A 21,104-nucleotide genomic window follows, 5' to 3' on the forward strand; every position below is an offset into this window, starting at 1 on the left:
CTTGTAACTGGTCTTTCAGAACCAGGCGGGTGACATATCGAGGGTGGTGCGGTCCAGTCGCGCCAGCAGATCCAACTGAGCATCCACCTTCGGCAGCTCGTAGACGTAGAAGTACTGTGCCGCAGAACGCTTTCCGTCATAGAAGTCTCCGGACTTCGTGCCGACGGCCAGTAATTGCTCCAGCCACATCCAGGCGATCACGATGTGACCCATGGCCTCGAGGTACGCCGTGGAGTTCGCCAGTGCCACAGCCGCGTCACCGGTCCCCCACAGCGCCGCGGTGACCTCGACGATTCGGCCGAATCGGGCGTCCAGTTCCGCACCGTGGGTCGCAGCATCGCCGCCGACAGCGTCCGCCCGCGCGACCGTCCCCGAGATCTGTTCGCCGAGCAGTGCCAGTCCAGCGCCGCCTTGCATGACTACCTTGCGACCGAGTAGGTCCAAGCCTTGAATGCCGTGCGTGCCTTCGTGAATGGGATTGAGGCGGTTGTCGCGGTAGTGCTGTTCGACGTCGTAGTCGCGAGTGTATCCGTAGCCACCGTGCACCTGAATGGCCAAGCTGTTGGCCTCGAGGCACCACTGCGACGGCCAACTCTTGGCAATGGGCGTCAGTACATCGAGCAACAGTGTCGATCGCGACGCTTCGGCATCGTCGGACGCCGAATCCTGCAGGTCGACCAGATGCGAACAATAGAGCCCCAACGCCAGCGCACCTTCGACATAGGACTTCTGCGCCAACAACATTCGGCGAACATCGGCGTGTTCGATCAACGCCACCGGCGGTGTGGCAGGATCCTTCGCGCCGAGCGGCCGTCCCTGGGTACGTGTCTTCGCGTATTCGACCGACTTCAGGTATCCGACGTAACCGAGAGCAATGGCCAGGAATCCGACTCCGATCCGAGCCTCGTTCATCATGTGAAACATGTACGACAGTCCGCGGTTCTCCTCGGCGACCAGAAACCCGACTGCCCCGGGTTGCCCTGCGGGAGAATGGGTTCCGTCACCGAACGCCAGCAGGGTGTTGGTGGTGCCGCGATTGCCCATCTTGTGATTGAGGCCGGTCAACACGATGTCGTTGCGCTCGCCGATACCGCCGTTGCCGTCCGGCAGGAACTTGGGCACGATAAACAGCGAGATGCCCTTGACCCCGGGCGGTCCCCCTGGGGTCTTCGCCAGCACCAGATGGACGATGTTCTCGGTGAGTTCGTGATCTCCACCGGAGATCCACATCTTGGTACCCGTGATACGGAAGCTGCCGTCGTCCTGCGGTACCGCTTTGGTCGTGATGTCCGCCAGCGACGATCCGGCCTGCGGCTCCGACAGGCACATGGTTCCGAACCAGCGCCCGTCGAGCATGGGCCCGACGTAGTCGCGCACCTGGTCCGGCGTGCCGTACGTGGCGATCAGGTTGGCGTTGGCCATCGTGAGAAACGGGTACGACGAGGTCCCCGCGTTCGCGGCCTGGAAAAAGGCCATCGCTGCCCGGGAGACGGTCGCAGGCAGTTGCATGCCGCCGATCGACTCGTCGAACTGCCCGGCGATCAGACCTGCCGACGCATAGACATCGAGCGCTTGTTTGACTTCCGGTATCAGCTCGACCGAACCGTCCGCGTTCATCGTCGGCTCCTGCGCGTCCGCCTTCTTGTTGTGCGGCGCGAAGTGCTTACGAGCGATGTCCGCACTGAGATCGAGTACAGCGTCGAAGGTCTCGCGGGAATGTTCCGCGAAGCGCGGTCGAGTGGTCAGCCCGGCCACGTCGAGCCACTCGTACAGCAGAAAATCCAGGTCGCGGCGCGAGAGGACATCCGACATTCACTTCTCCGATCGCGAGAGCACACCACCAGCACTGAGTCCTTCCGCAGGCTTCACTCCTGCGCGAATGCTGTGATGCACGTGACTACGACCTCACCATACAAGTCGGCCCCCGTCGGTCGCACCGAGCATCCAACGCAGCCTTCACCGTCTGCGGACGGACGGCGGGATCTCGGTCGAAAGACTCAGCCCGACAGACATTTACGACCAATCGGACTATGAGCAGCGTCACGATTGAAACGTCGACCCCCGGCATATACTTACCTTTGATAACGATATTTTTCGAGCTATCACGATTGCCCCGAACAGGTTCGGAGCGCATCGTCGGAGGGAGTCGAGCATGACGCACACACTGGCCGTCGACAGCGAGCACGACCGGAACGCCAGGCAGCGAGATCGATACCGGGCGCTGCACGAGACCGACCCCGAGTTTCGTGCCGCCGAACCGGACAGTGCCGTCGCCGACGCGGCGCAGGAGCTCGCCCCCAACCTTGCGCGTGTGGTGGCCGAAGTGATGACTCGGTATGCGGAGCGACCGGCCCTCGGCCGCCGGGCCAGAGAGATCGTAAGAACTGGCACCGCGCACACCGTCGGACTGCTCCCGCGACTCGAAACCGTCACCTACGGCGACGCGTGGCAGGACGCCGGCGCACTGGCCTCGGCGCTGACCAACGACGAGTTCGGCATCGCACCCGGGGACTTCTTCGCTACGTTGGGATTTGCCGGGGTCGACTACGTCATCGCCGAATTGGCCACGATCCGACTCGGTGCCATCGCCGTTCCGTTGCAGGCCGGTGCCACCGCCGGCCAGCTGTCGGCCATCGCCGACGAGGTGGAGCCGGTCGTCCTCGCAGCCGACGTCGACAACCTGTCCGTAGCGGTCCAGGTTGCCACGCACTGCCGGTCCATCAGGCGAATCGTCGTGCTCGACTACGACGGTGCGATCGACGCCCACGCACGGACCATGAAGTCCGCGCGGGACGACGCCGAACAGGTGGGGGTCGTGGTTCGGCCGCTCACCGAGCTGGTTCGCGACGGAGTGCAAATGCCCGAGGTTCCACTACCCGATGCAGAAGATCCCGATCGACTCGCGACGCTGATCTACACCTCCGGCAGCACCGGCACACCCAAGGGGGCGATGCATACCGAACGAATCGTGTGCGGAGCCTGGACCGGCGCTTGGCACCACACCGGCGCTTCTTCCGAATCCGCGGATCGGCCGGCCTTCCCGGTGATCACCCTCGACTATCTTCCGATGAGTCACTTGGCCGGGCGCGGACTCGTGTTCTCGACGCTGGCGGCAGGCGGGACGGTCCACTTCGCCGGAGCCAGCGACCTGTCCACGCTGTTCGAGGACTTCTCGCTCGCTCGGCCCACGATGGCACTGTTGATCCCCCGAGTGTGCGAGATGATTCGACACGACGTCCTCGCCCAGATCGACCGCGAGGTCGAGCACTCCGCCGGAGGGGACGAAGACCGTGTACGGCGAGACGTTCTGGAGCGCTACCGGAACCAGCAATTCGGCGGACGCATTCTCGCCGCGATGGTCGGTACGGCACCGATCGCTCCCGAGGTCAAGGATTTCGTCACCGAACTTCTCGATATCCAGGTACGTGACAACTACGGCTCCACCGAGGCCGGAATGGTGTTGCACGACGGCGTCGTCGCGCGCCCACCGGTGATCGAGTACAAGCTCGACGACGTACCCGAGCTCGGCTACTTCTCCACCGACACACCGCATCCGCGCGGCGAACTCCTGCTCAAGACAGCGTCCATCATCCCCGGGTACTACAAGCGCCCGGACGTCACGGCCGATGTCTTCGATTCCGAGGGCTTCTACCGCACCGGGGATGTCGTCGCCGAGATCGAGCCGGACCGGCTGGCCTACGTCGATCGCCGCAAGAACGTTCTGAAGTTGGCACAGGGCGAGTTCGTGGCGCTCGCGCGCCTCGAGGCCCTGTTCGGCACCAGCGACCTTGTCGACCAGATATTCCTCTACGGCAACAGCCAACGTGCGTATCTCCTGGCCGTCGTCGTTCCGGCTCGGCCGGACACCACCGCCGGGTCGATCATCGAGTCGCTGCAGAACATCGCGCGCGCAGAATCGCTCAACTCGTACGAGATTCCGCGCGAGGTGACAGTCGAACACCAGCCGTTCACCCAGGACAACGGACTGCTGTCCGGTGCCGGTAAACAATTGCGTCCCAAACTCGTCGAGCGCTACGGTGCCGAACTCGAACGACGTTACGCGGACCTCGAGTCGGGTCAGAACGAGCGCCTGCGCGAGCTTCGCCGTAGCGGTGCCGACGCCCCAGTGCTGACCACGGTCGGCGATGCCGCGCAGGCACTGCTCGGATGCGACGGATCCGATATTCGACCCGACGCCCACTTCGGCGACCTCGGCGGAGACTCGCTGTCGGCGTTGACGTTCTCGACGCTCCTGCGGGACATCTACGGCGTCGATGTGCCGGTGGGAGTCATCACCGGGCCGGCCATGGATTTGTCCGCCTTGGCCGACTACATCACGTCGGCCCGGGACAACGACTCCGACACAGCAACGTTCGCTTCGGTCCACGGACGCGACGCCACCGTCGCGCACGCGTCCGACCTGAGCTTGCCGGCATTTCTCGACCAGACACTCCTCGATGCCGCTCACCACATACCCGGACCTCGCAATCGCACCGACACTGTGCTGCTGACCGGTGCCAATGGATATCTCGGCCGCTTCCTGTGCCTGGAATGGCTCGAGCGCATGGCCGAGGCCGGCGGAACGGTCGTCTGCCTGGTGCGCGGACGCTCCGATTCCGACGCGCGGGCCCGGCTCGATGCAGCATTCGACAGTGGCGACCCAGAACTCACCGAGCGGTACCGGAGCCTGGCCGATGCCGCTCTCGAGGTGGTGGCAGGTGATCTCGGCACGCCTCTCTTCGGCTTGGACCACGATGCATTCGAGGCGCTGGCCGAACGGGTGGACCGCATCGTCCACCCCGCGGCATTGGTCAACCACGCACTCCCCTACGAGCACCTGTTCGGCCCCAACGTCGTCGGAACCGCCGAGGTGATCCGGCTGGCGCTGACCGACCACGTCAAGCCGGTGACGTACCTGTCGACGGTGGCCGTCGCAGTCGGCGTCGAGGATTTCCGGGAGAACGGAGACATTCGCACCGACAGCCCGTCGCGAGCTGTCGACGATTCCTACGCAAACGGCTACGGCAACTCCAAGTGGGCCGGTGAGGTGTTGTTGCGCAACGCGTTCGACGAGTTCGGTCTGCCGGTGTCGGTCTTCCGCTCCGACATGATCCTGGCGCACAGCAAGTGGTCGGGTCAGCTCAACGTGCCGGACGTGTTCACGCGTCTGATCCTGTCGGTGGTCGCAACCGGTCTGGCTCCACACACGTTCTACGCCACCGACACCGGGGCACCGACCGACGAGAAGGGGCGGCCGCTGGCCCACTACGACGGACTGCCTGCCGATTTCAGCGCGTCGGCCATCACGTCCATCGCGGGCGGCGATCTGTCGGGCTACCGAACGTTCGACATCCTCAACCCGCACGACGACAACATCTCTCTGGACACATTCGTGGACTGGCTTCGTGAGGCCGGTCGCAACATCGAGATCGTCGAGAACTACGACGACTGGTTCGCGAGATTCAGTGCCGCAGTGGAAACACTCCCGGAGAAGCAGCGATCACACTCGTTGCTCCCCCTGATCCACTCGTACGCGCAACCGCAGCACCCGTCGTCCGGTGCACTTCTGCCCGCCGACGAATTCGCCTCCGCCGTCGGGGACATTCCGCACCTCGGACGCGAATTGATCGAAAAGTATCTCTCCGATCTGGTAGCGCTCGAGCTCGTGAGCACGCGCTAGAGCAGTTCCCGATGCGGGCCGTGCGGCCCGCATCGGGAAGCACTACTCCCCGACCGGTTGCGGCTCGCCCGTCGGCTTCGGGACGGCAGTCAGCCGGGAGTACGCCAGACACACCAGCCCGAAGAACAGATAGCCCAGGGCGACTTGAGGATTGGCGGCCCATCCGACCTCGTGCGAGTGGATCAGACCGACCCACGACAGAGCTGCGGCCACCCCACCTGCTGCTGCGGCGGCGAGGAACCGTTTGTCGAGAACGAACGTGACGATGGTGCCCAGCATCAGTCCGGCCAGTACCGCGCCGGATCCGAACGTCTTCAGACCGTCGTACACGACACCTGCCTGACCCAGTGCCTCGCTGCCCACTTCCGTCGCCGATGTGCCCGCCGCGCTGAGCGCGTTGTCGATCAGACCCACCGCCCACTCCGCGAGGTTGGGTAGCAGTGCAACTACCACCGCGATGGCGTGCAGCTTCGGCACCGACTGAAATGCCTGGGCACCGATCAGCAGGCCGATGTACAGCAGAATCGGGACGATCGCGGGTATCGGTAGCAGCGTGGCCAGTAATCCGAAGAGCCCGAGAAAACACATCAGGCCGATCGCGATACCCGACGCGAGTGAATACCCGGTTCGGCCACCCGCGTCTTTCCAGCCCGGATGGCCGATGTAGACGGCCGGCGGGAACGGCGAGCCGAAGGCAGATCCGACGATGGCTCCGAATCCGTCTGCGAGCAGCACACTGCGAAGGTTGTAGTTGTCTCCCGCTGCGGATGCGCTTTCGACGTTGCTCATCGCCTCCGTGAAGTTGTAGACGCCCAAGGGAATTGCGGTGGCAAGCAGCGGTGCCAGGTTGCCGAGACCGTCCAGAAGCAGATCGAGGCGTAGGTCGGGAAGGCCGAGCGCGATATTGCCTGCGGCCTCTGTCACGTCCGGCACCGACATGTATCCGCCGATCCAGCCGATCGCCGTGCCCACCAGAAGCGCTGCGAGACCGACCGGAATGTTGCCGGGCAGCTTCACGTCCGTGAAGAAGCCGATCAGAATGATGGCAAGAACGGGTAATCCGATCCATGCTGCCTCCCACATCTGAGCGGCTGGGCGCATCGCGATGAACGTGATCGAGATACCGGCGAGAGTGCCGAGCATCGCCGCGCGCGGGGTGATTCTGCGAATGTAGGGCCCGACGAAAGCACCGATCATGACGATGATGCCTATCATGAACGCCCAGGCCAACCCAGCTGCCCACGCCTGCAGCGCGTTTCCCGTTGCCAGATAGACCGGCAACATGACCACGAACACCACGATGAACATGTGCGGAACGCTCGGCCCGTAGGGCAGGGCCGTCACGTCGGTTCGGTTCTCGCGCTTGGCCAATCGACGGGCGAGAACCATGTAGTACAGGTTTCCCAGAATCAGGGCGATACCGAGGGCGGGAAGCAGGGTTCCGAGCACGTCACTCGACGGAATCCCGACCACAGCGATGCTGAGTGTCGTCAGCGTGAGCACATTGACGAGGATGTTGAAGCCGAGTCCGAAGAACGCGTTGGTGTCTCCCTTGGTCCACCAAGCGAGGGCGAACGGAGACGAAGGGCCCGCAGCGGGTGAGTCTTTCACGTCCATGGTCATATTCGGTCCTATCGACTTGCCGAGGTGGGGACGAGTGCAGACAGCGCGGTCACGACGTCCTCCGACGGCGCGGTCCACCCGAAGATTCCGCCTTGAGCCGAGATCATCTCGAGGCCCACACGCTGAAATTCCGGGAAATACGAACCGACACAATCGGTCACCACGAGGCACTCGTACCCGCGATCGTTGGCCTCCCGAACGGTGGTGTGCACGCACACCTCGGTCGTCACACCGGTGACGATCAAGGTGGTGATTCCGGCGGCCGCCAGAATCGCGGAGAGTTCGGTGGCATAGAACGCGCCCTTGCCGGGCTTGTCGATGACGGTCTCGCCCTCGATCGGTGCAAGTTCGTCGACGATGTCGTGCCCGTACTCGCCGCGAACAAGGATGCGGCCGAACGCTCCCGGATCGCCGATGCGCTGCGACGGGCTACCGCGGCGCAGCTTTGACGGTGGACAGTCGGAGAGATCCGGTAGATGCCCCTCTCGGGTGTGGATCACGGGTATCCCCGACTCCCTGGCCGCGGTGATGAGGCCCGCAAGTGGTTCGATGACGCTTCGCAGGAGGCCTACGTCGTTGCCGAGGCTCTCTCCGAATCCTCCGGGCAGCAGAAAATCCCGCTGCATGTCGATCACGAGTAGCGCCGTCTTCGCGGCATCGATGGTGAACTCCGATGGTGACGCGGTCGAGATCTTCGATTCGGGTGGGTGTGTCGATGTCATGAGATCTCCTGTGCTGCAATGGAAGTGTCGTGAGCAGGATTGATCGCCCGGGAATATGCCCGCCAGCCACCGAACTCGCTGATGTCGTCGACGGTGTGACGCTCCGCGCCGGTCTGGACTGTCGCGTCGCAGACGTAGCCGAGAACGTCGGAACCGTCGGCCAGCAGAACTCGTCCCAGAGCGAGCACCGCCGGCAGCCTGCCCGCGAGTACAGCCAGAGAGGCAGCGGGCAGTCGCCACCTCTCCACGTCTATTGCGCTGCCGCCGAGCGGAACTCGCAGCAAGCCAGGTATGGGATCGGTGCTACCGATCCGAAGCAGCGTGTACGTCGGTGCCGTGGACGTGGCCTCGACCAGCGACCCGCCCAGCTCGAGCAACTGAGGGTTGGCCCGCTCCCCCGACAGGTGGTGCCCGGCAACGACGATGTCCACGGTGTCGACAGCCGATTCTTCGGTTGGAGTGGGCGGCGATGCGATCCGTCCTTCGCCGAGAATCATGGCCGCGACCGCGAGGACCGTATCGTCGGACAGTGCGGGCCCGATCACCATGAGACTGACCGGTCGACCGTCTTCGGTGAGCCCCGCGGGAACGGCCACGGCCGTCAGGTCGAGAAGGTTCCCGAAGTGGGTGTAGTGACCGAGCTTGGTATTGCAGGCGATGGGGTCTGCGAGGACCTCCGGAACGGTGAAAGTGGTTCCGATGGTCGGCACGATCATCACGTCCATCGAACTCCAGAGCTGCGCAACGCGAGCGCGAAGCTCTTGAAGCGACTGCAATGCGCGGAAGGCGTCGACAGCGCTGTACTTCCGCCCTCCCAGAAAGATCTCCCGTACGACGGGAACGATGGAGTCAGGCTTCTCGCTGAGGAATTCGTCGAACTCGACCAGTCGCTCAGCGACCCACGGTCCCTGATACAGCAGCAAGCCGGCCTCGAGGAAGGGCGTCAGATCGACTGCGGTGGTGCGCAATCCACGTTCGGGCAGCGCGCGGCGCGCAATCGAGTGCGCGTCGAACATGGCAGCGTCGCCGAAGAAGTCCAGCTGCTGCAGGTCCGGTAGACCCACTGTGATCTCGTGCCCGTCGTACTTCTCTCCGCGCGGACGTGACCAACCGTCCGCGCGATCCTCGGCGCACATGACGTCGAAGACGACGTCGAGGTCTTCGACCGTGGACGCCATCAGGGTGATGCAGTCCAGGGACTTGCACGCGGGGACGAGACCGACGGTGCTGATCAGTCCGCGTGACGGCTTGTATCCGACGATGCCGTTGAGCGCGGCAGGAACTCGACCCGATCCTGCGGTGTCGGTGGCCACACAGAACGGCACCTGCCCGAGGGCAACGGCCAGTGCCGAACCGGAACTCGACCCGCCCGAGATCATGTCGTTGCCGTAGACGCTTCTCGGAATCGGATACGGCGTGCGGGTTCCGTTCAGCCCGGTCGCGAACTGGTCGAGGCTGGTCTTACCGACGAAGATGGCTCCGGCGTCGACCAGCGCCTGCACTGCCGCGGCTGTCGAATCCGGCGTGTAGGCGTAGTCCGGACAGGCGAGAGTGGTCGGGTGACCGGCCACATCGATGCTGTCCTTGACTCCGAAGGGAATTCCGTACAGGGGTAGCAAGACCGCGTCGGGTCTCGCTTCGAGAGCTGCGGCGGCAGCGAGCAATTCCGCTCGCTCCACGACGGTGATCCACGTTCCGTCGTCGCCGCGTGCAGCCACGGCGGTCGAGAACGCCTCGACGGTCGCCGTCGGTGTCGATGTGCCGGTTCGGTATGCCGCGAGCATCTCGGTAACGGTCGAGCCGACGGCCGGACCCTGGTCTGAATTCATACCGTCGATTGTCGACAGTTTCGTGTTTCTGCAGGTTGTCGCCGTGTTTCGAGTCTGTTAGGAAACGCTCTCGAGATGCAGGTAGGTCAGCTCGCCGTGTTGCTTCAAAGCGGCGAGCGCCACCGACACGTCGTTCGATTCGATAGCGTCGAGCAACCACTCGTGACGCCGGATCCCGTCGACCGGATTGGCGACTCGGGCTTCTTCCCTCAGATTGCGGGCCATCGGTAGCTGCAGCTTCAGCAGGATCGGCGCATACGCCACATCGAGTTGACGGCTGCCTGCCAACCCCACGATGGCCTCGTGGAACCGCCGGTGCGCGTCGTCCTTCTCGAGAGTGTCACCCCGCGCGTCGGCGTCACGCATCTCGTCGAGCGCCGTTCTCACCGGCGCGAAGGCACTGTCGGGCGACGACGTGAGCGGGAGTGCACGCTCGATCGCATGCCGTTCGAGAACCTGACGCAGCTCGAACAATTCGAGAATGTCCTCGGCCGACCACACCGTCACTCGGAACCCGCGGCGCGGGAGATGTTCGACGAGACCCTGTTGGGCCAACAGGCGCAACGCCTCGCGTACCGGTGCCCGGCTGATCCCGAGGCGAGCGCACAGGGTTTCCTCGACCACCCGAGATCCGGGCTCGAGCGCACCGCTGAGTACCTCGGATCGGACCTGCCGAGTCGCCATTTCGACAAGGCTCGGCGGCAAGGAACCGTGTCCCGCCGGTGCAGCCATGACGTCAGTGTACGAACATGCGCGCCGAATGGCGTGCATCCACGGTATTGCCGGGCCGAGTCGGGGCCGCGCGACCACCCCGGCGTTAGACTGGCACGCCTATGTGGATTGGATGGATAGAATTCGACTTCCTTCTCGGCGACGTTCACTCACTCAAAGAGAAGCGCTCCGTGATCCGGCCGGTGATCTCCGACATGCAACGTAAGTTCGCTGTGTCGGTCGCAGAGACCGATCATCGCGAGTTGCACAGGCGAGCAGGCATCGGCGCGTCCGTCGTGGCCGGCGATCGCGACCACGTCACCGACGTCCTCGACCGAATCGAGCGCGTGGCGGCCTCACGTCCCGAACTGCAACTCGTCTCCGTTCGGCGGCGCACCATCCGAAGCGACGACATCTGAGGCCCTCCCCGTCGGGTCAGCGACGTACGTCGAAGACCTGCTTCTGTATTCCGTTGCCGTAGACCTCGTGTTCGACCAGTTCGAGATGCGTGGTGTCCTTGTCGGACTCACTGAACAGTCGCTTTCCCGCGCCGAGCAGAAGCGGAAACACGAGCAGGTGGTAGCGATCGACGAGCCCGGCGTCGGCCAGACTTCGCCCCAGGGTTGCGCTGCCGTGTATCGAGATCGGCCCACCGTCGGAGTCCCTGAGCTCGGCAACGTCGTCGACACTGCGCAGAATGGTTGCCGGCCACCGAGAGTCGTCCTGCTGGAGCGTTGTCGACACCACGTACCTCGGCATCGCGTTGTACCCGGCGAAATCGTCCATGGTGGGCCAGATCGGCGCGAATGCCTCGTACGAGGTGCGGCCCAACAGCATCGCAGTGGCCTCTTCCTGCTCGCGCCCCTTGATCTCGTATGCTGCCGGGTCGAATTCGATGCCCTGAAACGTCCAGCCGGAGTTGCGATAACCCACCTCGCCTCCAGGTCCCTCCATCACGCCGTCGAGCGAAACGAACGCGGTCACGATCACAGTGCGCATGGACGGTCCTTACCGGTGCTGGGATGCGGGTGCCGGAATCGTAAACCATCCGCCCGCCGAATCCGTCGATACCATCGACCGATGATCGCGAGCGACATGTCCCGCCCGGCATGGGACGACGACCCGGTCGTGTCCGGCTGGGCGGGGTTGCCTGTGCTGGAGCGTGACAGCACCGCCGACGTCTGCGTAGTCGGCCTCGGGGGCTCGGGTCTGGCCGCCGTCGCCGACCTCGTCGACCGCGGACTCGATGTGGTCGGAATCGACGCAGGGCGGGTTGCTGCCGGTGCCGCGGGTCGGAACGGCGGCTTTCTGCTCGGTGGTCCTGCGACCTTTCTGCACACCGCGCTCGCAACGTGGGGTCCGTGCGCTGTCGATCTGTATCGAGCGACTCTGGCCGAGATCGACTCCCTGGAAGGGATTCTCGGATCCGACGTCGTCCGCCGCACCGGATCCATCAGGCTCGCGGGAGTCCCCGGAGCGCCGGTCGAGCCCGCCGATTCGGAGGATTGCGACGCGCTGGCACGGTGCCTGCGCGAGAACGACGTTGCCGTCGAGCAGTATTCCGGCGAGTTGGGGCGCGGCATCTTCCTACCGGACGACGCGGTGATGAATCCTGCGCGTCGCGCGCTCGGGTTGGCATCGATTCTCGCGGGCCGCGCCCGGCTGTACGAGTACACGCCCGCAACCGCCATCGAGCCAGGATCGGTCACGACACCGAGCGGGGTCATTCGGTGCGGCCTGATTCTCGTTGCCGTCGACGGTCGCCTCGAACAGGTACTCCCCCAGCTCGACGGCCGGGTTCGGACCGCACGTCTGCAGATGCTCGCCACCTCGCCCGTCACACCCGGACGGCTGCCGTGCCCGGTGTACGGACGGTGGGGGTACGACTACGCACAGCAGGACGCGTCGGGACGTCTGTATGTCGGGGGCGGGCGTGACCTCTTCACCGAGGACGAGTGGACACCGTCCGGTGAACCCACCGTCCAGGTGCAGAACTACATCGAATCTGTCGCGACATCGTTTGCAGGAGAATCTGTCTCGGTTGATGCGCGATGGGCTGCATCCGTCGGATTCACTACCGACGGTCGGCCGCTGTGCACATTCGTCGACGACACCGTGATCGCATTCGGCGGCTACAACGGAACCGGCAATCTCGTCGGGCCGGTGACCGCCCGCGCTGCTGTGGCCCTCGGATTGGACGCAATCGAAGTTCCGCAGTACCTGAGCAGCTGACGCGTGGCAGGGTGGACTCATGGCCGAGGAACCGGAACACACCGAGGACGGTCACTACATCGTCATCAATGGTCGACGTTGGCGCGCAACGGATCCTGACATCCCGGAGGATCGCAATGCCGAATTGCGGTCGATTCTCATGGCGTGGCGCAGGGAGGTCAAACGCACGTCGGGTGCACCGGAATCTCGAGCTGGTGTGCAGGCCACCAAAGTCGCCCTCGGCGAGCGAGGAACGCCGTGGTGGGAGCAGTCCGACGACGAGCGACGGGCCCGATGGGAAGCGGAAGTGGCGCGGCCGGCCGACCTCTGACCTTTCGCCAAATTGTTGCCATTGCGGAAACTATCCAATACAGTTTCCATCATGGAAAACATCGGAAGACCTACACCCGCCGAAGCACGATCGGCTCTCGACGACATCGACCGAATTCAACGTGCGGTACGCGACACTCCGTGGCCGGTGTGGCTGTATCCGGTAGACGCCGTACTGCTCGCGCTGTTCGCACTGACCGCCCTTCTCGACAGCCGGGTCTGGTTCCTGGGGGTCGCAGCGGTGATCATCGCGGTCAACGTCATCACCGGATATCGGATGGGGACGCCGTGGGCCCTACCCACCGACCGAGGGTTCCTCACCTGCGTGGCGCTCGCGGGGTTCTGCGTCGTACTGGCGCAGGCTGTCGGCAATCCCAGCGGACCGGCCTGGCCGGTGGTCCTCCTTGCGGTCGCAGCCTTCTCGATCTTCTCGATCGGATCGATCCTGCACTACCGCGGTACGCGTCGATGAACGATCTCGATCCGGTCATTCACCCGGCCCACCGACTACGAATCTGCGCCCTTCTGGCCGCGGCGACAACGGTGGAGCTCGCGACCGTCAAGGAACACAGCGGGTTGAGTGCATCGGCGCTGAGTAAGCAGGTTGCTGCCCTCGTCGATGCGGGATACGTCGAGCAGCAGCGCTCACGCACGGACTCTCGTCGATTGTGGTTGTCGTTGACCAAGGACGGTAGAAAAGCCTACCGACAGCACGTGGCTGCTTTGCGCGCCATATTGGTGGACTCGGACGTCTCGAGCTGAACGACGACCGGTGACTTTGCGACGTGGTGCGTGTCTACTGTTTCGACGGATGTCGTCGGTGTAGTTCCCTGAGTGTCGTACTGCGAATGAAGGAGCATGTCATGTCCATTCTCAATCCGTACCTGTCGTTCCGCGACAACGCTCGCGAGGCGATGGAATTCTATCGTTCGGTCTTCGGTGGCGAGCTCACGGTCACCACGCTCGGCGAGGCTCACGCCAGCGAGGATCCCGCCGATCAGGACAAGATCATGCACGGCCAGCTGACCACCCCGAACGGCTTCACTCTGATGGGTGCCGACACCCCCTCCTCGATGGAACACACCACGGGCAACACGATGAGTGTCTCGCTCAGCGGCGACGAGGAGGACGAACTGACGGGCTACTGGAACAAGTTGGCCGTCGATGCACAATTCACGATGGGCCTGGAGAAGGCACCGTGGGGCGACACGTTCGGCATGCTGACCGACAGGTTCGGTGTGCAGTGGATGGTCAACATCGCAGGATCGAGCGCTGGGAGCTGAGTACAGCTTCCGCCGCTACCCGACGACTTTCTTCGGCGGGATCACCTGTCGGAGACCTTCGGGCCCCCACCCTCGATCGAGGGCGACGAGCAGTACTGCGCAGCCGATTCCGGACAGAGCCAGTGCGGAACCGAACATCGCCGTGTATCCGAACAGGTCTCCGACCACACCTGCGGCAATCCCGGCCGCGCCCTGCGCAAAGACGATCGCGCACGCCATCAGTGTGTAATCGCTTCCTGCGAAGCGCTTCTCGGACGCGTCCATCATCAGCGCGAACACCGCCACGGTGGCCGCACCACCGAGCACGTGTTCGGTGATGTTGGCGGTGACCAGAAGCGGAAAGCCGCCGACGCCCAGAGACGCAACGACATACAGCGCGAGGCTCAGTGTCTGGCTCACTCCGCCCACGAGCAATGCTCGGCGACGCCCGTGTCGAAACGTCAACCATGCACCGAGCGCAGCGCCCCCGAGAGCAGCCACGGACGACAGGCCACCTTCGACCAGTGCAATCTGTGGCAGGGAAAGTCCACTGTCCGACAGGAACGGCCCCACCAGTGCCGAGCCCATCGAGTTACCGAACTTGAAGCCGATGATCAGCAGGATGAACGCGACCATGCCGGGCCTACGCAGTCGGGACCACCAGGCAACGGCAAGTCGTGCCGGAGTTTCCGGCTCGGCCGGTCGATCGGACTCGGCATCTGCGGCGTCCAGTTGTCTCCGCATCCACCACACCGGAATCGTCGTCAGCAGGATGAGCAGTGCCATCGTGACGAACAGGACCCGCCACCCCGCAAACGTGAACAGCCACAACAGCAGTCCACAGCCACACACCATTCCGATCCGGTAGGCGCCGACTTGGAGTCCGTTGCCCAGCCCACGCTGCGCCGAGGTCAGCGTTCTGACCGCAATGCCGTCGGTCGCGATGTCCTGCGTAGCCGAGAGAGCGTTCATGACGAAGATGCCGACGAACAACCACCGCAACGTCGACGACAGGTCGAGGAACGACAACGCCAGAGCCACCACCGCAGCCGAACACTGCAGCGACAGCAGCCACCGTCGTCTGGATCCGTAGCGATCGACGTACGGCGCCCAAAGAAATTTCAGCGCCCAGGGCAGAAACAGCACACCGGTGGCACTGATCTTCACCAGCGAGAAGCCCGACTCGCGTAGCACCACAGGAAGTGCCTGGGTGAAGAAGCCGAACGGCAGGCCCTGTGCGAAGTAGAGCGCCCCGAGCAGAGCGAGGGTGCCGGCGGTGAACGACGCCGGACGCACCGCATTGGTCATGCCGGTCATCGTCTCAGAGCGTCGACTACCCCGCTGAACGCACAACCGGTTGGCGGAGAACGGTGCGAAGCTTCGCGGGCTCGACCCGGCGCGGGTCGCTCAGGTAGATCTCGTGGTGCCTGCCGGTCATCGTCAGTCCGGCATCGGGGATGTACCGATCGTGAAGTTCGGCCAGCACCGGCGTCTCATCGTCGTAGGACCCGATATGCAGTGTCTGCACGCAGAGTCCCTCGTCCAGGGTCTCCAACCGAACTTCGGTCGACGCCTCGGACGTGCCCTTCGCACCGGCGGACGCCACTGCCGCCTCGAACATCGTTCGATCGATCCAGTCGGGCACCATGATCATGACGGTCCAGTTCCACTCGGCCTTGTTGCGGTCTGTGGTGAACGACGCCATGTTCTCGGCCCACCACAGAGCCTCGAGTGGCGGGACGACGTAGTCGCGGTCGAGGCTCTTGCTGGCGAACTTCAGCGCGTACGCCACGGGGTAGAGAGCGGCGAGGGCGTCCGCATACTCGGGCGCGATGTTCGGGTCTCCGTGCCCGTCGATCATCAGATACCTCAGCGGCGGCACAACGAGACTGCGAAAGACGTTGTGCCGCGCGGAGTACGAGTCGAGCGTCTTCTTGAAGTCGATCTTCATTCATCCCCCTCCGTCAGGGATGAGCCAAGCACATTCGGTGGGTCGACGACGACCCTTCGTGTCGAAGATCCACCGTTTGTCAGACCTCGGCGTCTACCTTCTCCTTCTCACCCCGGCGCATTGCCATGTACTCGGACAGTTCACGCTTCACCACCGGCAACAGCAGGTACAGACCGGTGATGTTGACCAGGGCCAGCAGGAACAGGGTGGCATCGGCGAAGTCGAGTACCGAGCCGAGCGAAAGCACGGTTCCGATGACGGTGAAGACGCAGAACATGATGTTGAAGAAGCTGCGCGAGAGACGGCTGCGCCCGAACAGCGACGTCCAGGCCTGCAGTCCGTAGTACGCCCAGGTGATAGCGGTCGAGAGCGCGAACAGAGCGACCGCGAGCGTCAGGACGTAGGGGAACCAGGGCAGCACGGTCTCGAAGGCGTCCGAGGTCAGCGTCACGCCGCCTGCCGGTAATTCACCGGTCTCGGCGACGATCGCCCGCTGGTCCTGCCAGGAGACGGTATTGGCGATCACGATGGTCAGTGCGGTCGCCGTACAGATGACGACGGTATCGATGAAGGGCTCGAGCAACTGTTTACTATTTTTCGAGCAAGGATTTACGTTATCTTGACCGAGTCGACCCGCTCAACATGCGGACCGATGGGATATCCGTCGCAACAGAACGGTGGCTGCATCGAGTACCACGTGGCGGTCGTAGGTGAGGCGGTAGTCGTACAACGGTGTGCCGTCGTCTCCGGTGCCCCGCTCGACCGCGATCAGCGCCACGCTCGACATCGGCGCCACGATCACGATCGATCGTTCCATCGCCAACGGCTCGTCCACGCCGACGACCACCATCCGGAAGTTCTGCCCGGCCGGCGCGGGATGTGAGTCGAACACGACCATAAGAGCGGCGCGTGCCGCCAGGTCGTCGTAGATCGCTGCACGGGCCGGGGTCAGACCGGTCGAGGTGCTGTGAGTAGCCAACACGATGGTGGACGGCCCGGTGCCGTAGGCACTGAGCAGCAGACTCTTCTCGATTGCGTCGAGCAAATTCGCGTCGGCACGCCTGGGGGAACCGAGCGGATGAGTCAGGCCGTAGGGCGTCACGGCCACCGGAGCGCGCACGGTGACGGCAGCGCTCGGATCGAGCACACGAACGGGCTCGACCACCACGCCGAAGTCGGGTAGGGATCCCGGTGCGCCGTACAGGTATCCCTGCCCCAGAAGGGCTCCCATGTCGCGCGCGTACCTCTCGTGTCGATCGGTTTCGATTCCCTCCGCGAGCACGAGCGCACCGGTTCGTTCTGCCTCGGCGGCGACGGCAGCGACGATGGCGGCGGTCTCGGCCGTCGAACGGCCCTGCACGAGAGTCATATCGAGCTTGATCACGTCGGGTCGAAGCAGCGGGATCAACGCCAGGCTGGACGAATCGGCACCCACGTCGTCTATGGCTACGCGCCAACCCATGTTTCGCGCGTGCTCGGCCGCCCTCAACAGGCCTGCCGGATCGCCCATCAGGTCTCGTTCGGTGATTTCGACGATGATCGACAGCCGTGACGCTTCGGCGATCATCGGGACGTAATCCCGGGGAGGCGGAGTATCGAGTGCTGTGGGTTCGGCATTGACGAACAACGCAAGTCCGCTGGGGTAGCCGGCGTCGATGGCACCCTGCAGCGCGCTCACTCGGCACCGCCAATCGAACTCGGCGGTCATCCCCTGCTCTCGTGCCGCACTCAGGAGTTCCGGTGGTGTGATCGACGGACCGTCGCCGCTGGTCCGCACGAGAGCCTCGAACCCCACCACTGCACGGTCGTCGAGAGAGACGACCGGCTGGTAGGCCGACGCGATGTCGACCGACATCGGCGAGATCTGCGCATTCGTCCAACGGGAATGCATGGGCGAACCTTCCTCGATGCTCGATCTGCCCCCACCCGGTGGATCATCATGCCCGACCGGGACACGACGTCGACACAGGACTGCGATCCGAACCTCGGTTCCATGACGATTAAGGTGCTCGGAGGAGTCGACGAACGGTGGTGAATCATGGTGGGAGCGGATCCTGGCCCTCGTTCGACCGACGATCACCTCTTCGCGAGCCGATATCGACTGGGCTCGGTTCTGGGGCGCGGCGCAATGGCCGACGTAGTACACGCCGAGGATCAGGTTCTCGGCAGGTCGGTGGCCGTGAAGATCTTCCGACACGGCGAACCGGCGGACACTACCGAGCGAATCGATGCGGAGATCCGGACCCTGGCGTCACTGTCGCACCCGGGCCTGGTGACGTTGTACGACGCCGGGTCTGCACCGGATGCCACCGGAGTACCGGTGCCGTACCTGGTGATGGAGCTGATCGACGGACCGACGCTGAATGCTCACCGTCAGGGCCGACGGATGCAGGGCAGAGACGTGGCGCGCATCGGATTCGAGTTGGCCGAGGCCCTCGCCTACATTCACGACCGAGGTGTGGTGCACCGCGACATAAAACCGGCCAATATCCTGATCGCGCAGAACCCCCACGTCGGCGGGGGCCAGTGCGCCAAACTTGCCGATTTCGGCATCGCCCGCATCGTCGACGCCGAACGACTCACCGAACACGGAACCACCGTGGGCACGGCGCACTATCTCAGTCCGGAGCAGGCCACCGGGACTGCCGCCGGCCCACCGACCGACATCTACACGTTGGGCCTGGTCCTCATCGAATGCCTTACCGGCACAATGGTATTCGAGGGCAGCGCGGTCGCGGCGGCCGTGGCGCGACTGCACCGCGATCCTGCTGTGCCCGAGGGACTCGGGCCGGAGTGGCATTCGCTGTTGACGGCCATGACCTCGAGGCACCCGGAGAATCGACCGGACGCAGCCGCGGTTGCGCACCGACTGCGCGGGCTCGTCCGACGTTCCGATCCCCTTCCCCTCACAACCGTCTTACCCGTCCACACGACCAACGGTGTCACCGACGGACGTGTTTCACCATCTGCGTCACAGGATTCGCAGCACCGACGCTGGATCCTTCCGGTCGCCGCCGCCTTGTTCCTCGCAGTCGGAGCGGGGATCGTCTGGTTGGCGACCGACGCGGGGGGCGGGGACGTCCAGATGCCCACGGCTCCAGCGACGCCGACAATCGTGGAGTCGGCGACCGTCGCGCCCACCACCCCCGCACCGCAACCGCAGCCTGCCGTCCCGGCGTTCTCGAACCCCCCTGACACTGCGTCCGCACCGTCCTCGGCCCCGGTGGTGATCGAGCCGGCTGCGCCTGCGCCACCACCGGAAAACGGGAATCCCGGCAGCGGGAACGGCAACTCGGGTCCAGGAAGCGGAGGCAAGGGGAACGGCAACTCCGGTCCCGCAGACCGCGGCAACGGCAACGCGGGCAACGGCAACTCCGGTCGAGGAAACTCCGGTCGAGGAAACTGAGAACCCCCAACAGGCGATCGGAGCACAACGATGACCCATTTCGACACAATCGTGGTGGGAGCAGGGATCTCCGGTGCCACCACTGCCAGAATTCTGCATGACGCGGGTCGGCGAGTCGTGGTTCTCGAAGCTCGCGACCGAGTCGGCGGCCGCGTCTGGACTGTGCGCGCCGGTGGCAGCACCCTCGACGTCGGTGCGTCCTGGATCCATGGGATCGACAACAATCCTCTCGCCGACGCGGTCCACGCCTTCGGTATCCGCACAGCCGAGTTCACGGTGGGCAGTTACCAACCCGACGGCCGACCCATTGCGTACTACTCCCCGACCGGGGCCCGATTGAGCGACGCCGCCGCCGCACGGTTCTCCGCCGACGTTCACGACTTCGACGAAGGATTCGCCAGGACCATTGCCGACTCGTCTCCACGGACGTCCTTCGGCGATGCGGTCGACGCGACTCTGGGTCGATTGGACTGGGACAGCGACCGCCTGGACCGAGTACGAGAATTCCTCGGCCACCGGGCGGAGGAACAGTTGGGGGTAGGGCAGGAAGATCTCGACGCACACGGATTGGACGATGACGCGATCGACGGAGACGAAGTCGTCTTTCCCGACGGTTACGACGAGCTCGCCCTCCGTCTCACCGAGGGACTGGACGTTCGACTGGGGCATGTGGTCACCCGGGTCCATTGGGGCGACGACGGAGTCGTCGTGACCACCGCGGCGGGCTCGTTCTCGGCCGATCGCGCCGTGGTGACGGTGCCGATCGGAGTGCTGAAATCATCGGATTTCACCGTCGAACCTTCGTTGCCGGAGCCTGTTTCGGGTGCGCTGGACCGACTCTCGATGAATGCCTTCGAGAAGGTGTTCCTCCGGTTTCCGATCAAGTTCTGGGACGAGAACGTCTACGCGATACGCCAGCAGGGTGAGGCCGGGCGATGGTGGCACTCGTGGTACGACGTGACCCTCGACGGGCGTCCCACACTGCTGACGTTCGCGGCAGGCCCGTGCGCGCAGGAGACCCGACACTGGTCGGACGAACGCATCGCGGAGTCGGTCCTGGAGTCGCTGCGTGGCGTGTACGGCGACCGCGTCGTTGCACCGGACGGCGTCCACGTCACTCGATGGCAAGACGATCCGTTCTCGTACGGTTCGTATTCGTACATGACGGTTGGCTCCCACTGCCGCGATCACGACGATCTCGCCACGCCGATCGGAGGCGTACTGCACCTTGCGGGTGAGGCCACGTGGACCGACGATCCGGCAACGGTCACCGCTGCAATGAAGTCCGGACACCGTGCGGCAGAACGCATTCTGCAGCGTCCGGTTCCATTCCACGAGATCTGGAGTCCCCTCGACCGTTGACCTCGGTCATAAAACAC

Annotated in this window: 18 protein-coding genes and 1 pseudogene; 9 read left to right on the forward strand and 10 right to left on the reverse strand. The window is 64.3% G+C overall.

The genetic code is table 11. The annotated features are described in order from the left end of the window. Nucleotides 1-15 precede the first annotated feature (15 nt). Nucleotides 16-1,812 (reverse strand): acyl-CoA dehydrogenase, encoded by a 1,797-nt coding sequence (locus CH275_RS01290; protein WP_094674427.1) that lies wholly within the window; start codon nt 1,810-1,812, stop codon nt 16-18. Nucleotides 1,813-2,152: 340 nt separating this feature from the next. On the opposite strand from CH275_RS01290, the gene car reads away from it, so the two are divergent. Beyond that, nucleotides 2,153-5,680: a carboxylic acid reductase gene (gene car / locus CH275_RS01295; protein WP_094674429.1), complete on the forward strand. Its 3,528-nt coding sequence runs from the start codon at nt 2,153-2,155 to the stop codon at nt 5,678-5,680. 42 nt (nt 5,681-5,722) lie between these two features. Here the strand turns inward: car and CH275_RS01300 are convergent, their stop codons facing one another. Genes CH275_RS01300 through CH275_RS01315 form a run of 4 tightly spaced genes read right to left on the reverse strand, consistent with a single transcriptional unit; the run spans nt 5,723 to nt 10,586 of the window. After that, complete coding sequence (locus CH275_RS01300) at nt 5,723-7,303, reverse strand: regulator (protein ID WP_094674431.1); 1,581 nt, start codon at nt 7,301-7,303, stop codon at nt 5,723-5,725. Between the two features lie 8 nt (nt 7,304-7,311). Beyond that, complete coding sequence (locus CH275_RS01305; protein ID WP_094674433.1) at nt 7,312-8,025, reverse strand: cysteine hydrolase family protein; 714 nt, start codon at nt 8,023-8,025, stop codon at nt 7,312-7,314. Continuing rightward, entirely contained in the window at nt 8,022-9,854 is a 1,833-nt protein-coding gene (gene atzF / locus CH275_RS01310) for an allophanate hydrolase (protein WP_094674435.1), read from the reverse strand. The genes CH275_RS01305 and atzF overlap by 4 nt, the downstream gene beginning before the upstream one ends. A gap of 57 nt (nt 9,855-9,911) precedes the next feature. Beyond that, nucleotides 9,912-10,586, reverse strand: a complete 675-nt coding sequence (locus tag CH275_RS01315) for a GntR family transcriptional regulator (RefSeq protein ID WP_094674437.1) — start codon at nt 10,584-10,586, stop codon at nt 9,912-9,914. Nucleotides 10,587-10,687: 101 nt separating this feature from the next. Between CH275_RS01315 and CH275_RS01320 the strand changes: the two genes are divergently transcribed. Continuing rightward, nucleotides 10,688-10,984: a DUF503 domain-containing protein gene (locus CH275_RS01320; RefSeq protein WP_094674439.1), complete on the forward strand. Its 297-nt coding sequence runs from the start codon at nt 10,688-10,690 to the stop codon at nt 10,982-10,984. A gap of 16 nt (nt 10,985-11,000) precedes the next feature. Here the strand turns inward: CH275_RS01320 and CH275_RS01325 are convergent, their stop codons facing one another. Further along, complete coding sequence (locus CH275_RS01325; RefSeq protein WP_094674441.1) at nt 11,001-11,564, reverse strand: dihydrofolate reductase family protein; 564 nt, start codon at nt 11,562-11,564, stop codon at nt 11,001-11,003. Nucleotides 11,565-11,645: 81 nt separating this feature from the next. On the opposite strand from CH275_RS01325, the gene CH275_RS01330 reads away from it, so the two are divergent. The 5 genes from CH275_RS01330 to CH275_RS01350 all read left to right on the forward strand — a co-directional run bounded on the left by CH275_RS01330 (nt 11,646) and on the right by CH275_RS01350 (nt 14,389). Beyond that, complete coding sequence (locus CH275_RS01330; protein ID WP_094674443.1) at nt 11,646-12,797, forward strand: NAD(P)/FAD-dependent oxidoreductase; 1,152 nt, start codon at nt 11,646-11,648, stop codon at nt 12,795-12,797. 19 nt (nt 12,798-12,816) lie between these two features. Continuing rightward, nucleotides 12,817-13,107, forward strand: coding sequence for a hypothetical protein (locus CH275_RS01335; protein WP_094674445.1), 291 nt, complete (start codon nt 12,817-12,819; stop codon nt 13,105-13,107). 51 nt (nt 13,108-13,158) lie between these two features. Beyond that, nucleotides 13,159-13,578: a hypothetical protein gene (locus tag CH275_RS01340; RefSeq protein ID WP_094674447.1), complete on the forward strand. Its 420-nt coding sequence runs from the start codon at nt 13,159-13,161 to the stop codon at nt 13,576-13,578. Next, entirely contained in the window at nt 13,575-13,868 is a 294-nt protein-coding gene (locus tag CH275_RS01345) for a transcriptional regulator (protein ID WP_094674449.1), read from the forward strand. The genes CH275_RS01340 and CH275_RS01345 overlap by 4 nt, the downstream gene beginning before the upstream one ends. A 101-nt stretch (nt 13,869-13,969) precedes the next feature. After that, a complete protein-coding gene (locus tag CH275_RS01350; protein WP_094674659.1) occupies nt 13,970-14,389 on the forward strand; it encodes a VOC family protein in 420 nt (139 codons plus the stop codon). A 15-nt stretch (nt 14,390-14,404) separates the two neighbouring features. Here CH275_RS01350 and CH275_RS01355 read toward each other — a convergent pair whose 3' ends face one another. The 4 genes and pseudogenes from CH275_RS01355 to CH275_RS01370 all read right to left on the reverse strand — a co-directional run bounded on the left by CH275_RS01355 (nt 14,405) and on the right by CH275_RS01370 (nt 18,210). Then, on the reverse strand, nt 14,405-15,676 hold the full coding sequence (locus tag CH275_RS01355) for an MFS transporter (protein ID WP_094674661.1): 1,272 nt from the start codon (nt 15,674-15,676) through the stop codon (nt 14,405-14,407). Nucleotides 15,677-15,701: 25 nt separating this feature from the next. Continuing rightward, complete coding sequence (locus CH275_RS01360) at nt 15,702-16,319, reverse strand: GyrI-like domain-containing protein (RefSeq protein ID WP_094674451.1); 618 nt, start codon at nt 16,317-16,319, stop codon at nt 15,702-15,704. Between the two features lie 79 nt (nt 16,320-16,398). Further along, a pseudogene (locus tag CH275_RS01365) lies at nt 16,399-16,917 on the reverse strand (alanine:cation symporter family protein); the annotation flags it as partial. A 39-nt stretch (nt 16,918-16,956) separates the two neighbouring features. After that, nucleotides 16,957-18,210, reverse strand: a complete 1,254-nt coding sequence (locus tag CH275_RS01370; protein WP_094674453.1) for an EAL domain-containing protein — start codon at nt 18,208-18,210, stop codon at nt 16,957-16,959. A 147-nt stretch (nt 18,211-18,357) separates the two neighbouring features. Between CH275_RS01370 and CH275_RS01375 the strand changes: the two genes are divergently transcribed. Next, the gene (locus CH275_RS01375) at nt 18,358-19,725 is read left to right on the forward strand and encodes a serine/threonine-protein kinase (protein WP_094674455.1); all 1,368 of its coding nucleotides are present in this window, start codon (nt 18,358-18,360) and stop codon (nt 19,723-19,725) included. A 30-nt stretch (nt 19,726-19,755) separates the two neighbouring features. Further along, a complete protein-coding gene (locus CH275_RS01380) occupies nt 19,756-21,087 on the forward strand; it encodes a flavin monoamine oxidase family protein (RefSeq protein WP_094674457.1) in 1,332 nt (443 codons plus the stop codon). Nucleotides 21,088-21,104: the final 17 nt, after the last annotated feature.

Source organism: Rhodococcus sp. 06-235-1A (genome assembly GCF_002258785.1).
Taxonomy (GTDB): domain Bacteria; phylum Actinomycetota; class Actinomycetes; order Mycobacteriales; family Mycobacteriaceae; genus Rhodococcoides.

Bases quoted from the DNA above. Each gene is read 5' to 3' on its own strand.
- CH275_RS01355 (WP_094674661.1), bottom strand. From the start codon at position 15,676: ATGACCAATGCGGTGCGTCCGGCGTCGTTCACCGCCGGCACCCTCGCT.
- CH275_RS01340 (WP_094674447.1), top strand. From the start codon at position 13,159: ATGGAAAACATCGGAAGACCTACACCCGCCGAAGCACGATCGGCTCTC.
- CH275_RS01380 (WP_094674457.1), top strand. From the start codon at position 19,756: ATGACCCATTTCGACACAATCGTGGTGGGAGCAGGGATCTCCGGTGCC.
- car (WP_094674429.1), top strand. From the start codon at position 2,153: ATGACGCACACACTGGCCGTCGACAGCGAGCACGACCGGAACGCCAGG.
- CH275_RS01305 (WP_094674433.1), bottom strand. From the start codon at position 8,025: ATGACATCGACACACCCACCCGAATCGAAGATCTCGACCGCGTCACCA.
- CH275_RS01335 (WP_094674445.1), top strand. From the start codon at position 12,817: ATGGCCGAGGAACCGGAACACACCGAGGACGGTCACTACATCGTCATC.
- CH275_RS01290 (WP_094674427.1), bottom strand. From the start codon at position 1,812: ATGTCGGATGTCCTCTCGCGCCGCGACCTGGATTTTCTGCTGTACGAG.
- CH275_RS01360 (WP_094674451.1), bottom strand. From the start codon at position 16,319: ATGAAGATCGACTTCAAGAAGACGCTCGACTCGTACTCCGCGCGGCAC.
- CH275_RS01350 (WP_094674659.1), top strand. From the start codon at position 13,970: ATGTCCATTCTCAATCCGTACCTGTCGTTCCGCGACAACGCTCGCGAG.
- CH275_RS01375 (WP_094674455.1), top strand. From the start codon at position 18,358: ATGGTGGGAGCGGATCCTGGCCCTCGTTCGACCGACGATCACCTCTTC.
- CH275_RS01315 (WP_094674437.1), bottom strand. From the start codon at position 10,586: ATGGCTGCACCGGCGGGACACGGTTCCTTGCCGCCGAGCCTTGTCGAA.
- atzF (WP_094674435.1), bottom strand. From the start codon at position 9,854: ATGAATTCAGACCAGGGTCCGGCCGTCGGCTCGACCGTTACCGAGATG.
- CH275_RS01345 (WP_094674449.1), top strand. From the start codon at position 13,575: ATGAACGATCTCGATCCGGTCATTCACCCGGCCCACCGACTACGAATC.
- CH275_RS01370 (WP_094674453.1), bottom strand. From the start codon at position 18,210: ATGCATTCCCGTTGGACGAATGCGCAGATCTCGCCGATGTCGGTCGAC.
- CH275_RS01320 (WP_094674439.1), top strand. From the start codon at position 10,688: ATGTGGATTGGATGGATAGAATTCGACTTCCTTCTCGGCGACGTTCAC.
- CH275_RS01300 (WP_094674431.1), bottom strand. From the start codon at position 7,303: ATGACCATGGACGTGAAAGACTCACCCGCTGCGGGCCCTTCGTCTCCG.
- CH275_RS01325 (WP_094674441.1), bottom strand. From the start codon at position 11,564: ATGCGCACTGTGATCGTGACCGCGTTCGTTTCGCTCGACGGCGTGATG.
- CH275_RS01330 (WP_094674443.1), top strand. From the start codon at position 11,646: ATGATCGCGAGCGACATGTCCCGCCCGGCATGGGACGACGACCCGGTC.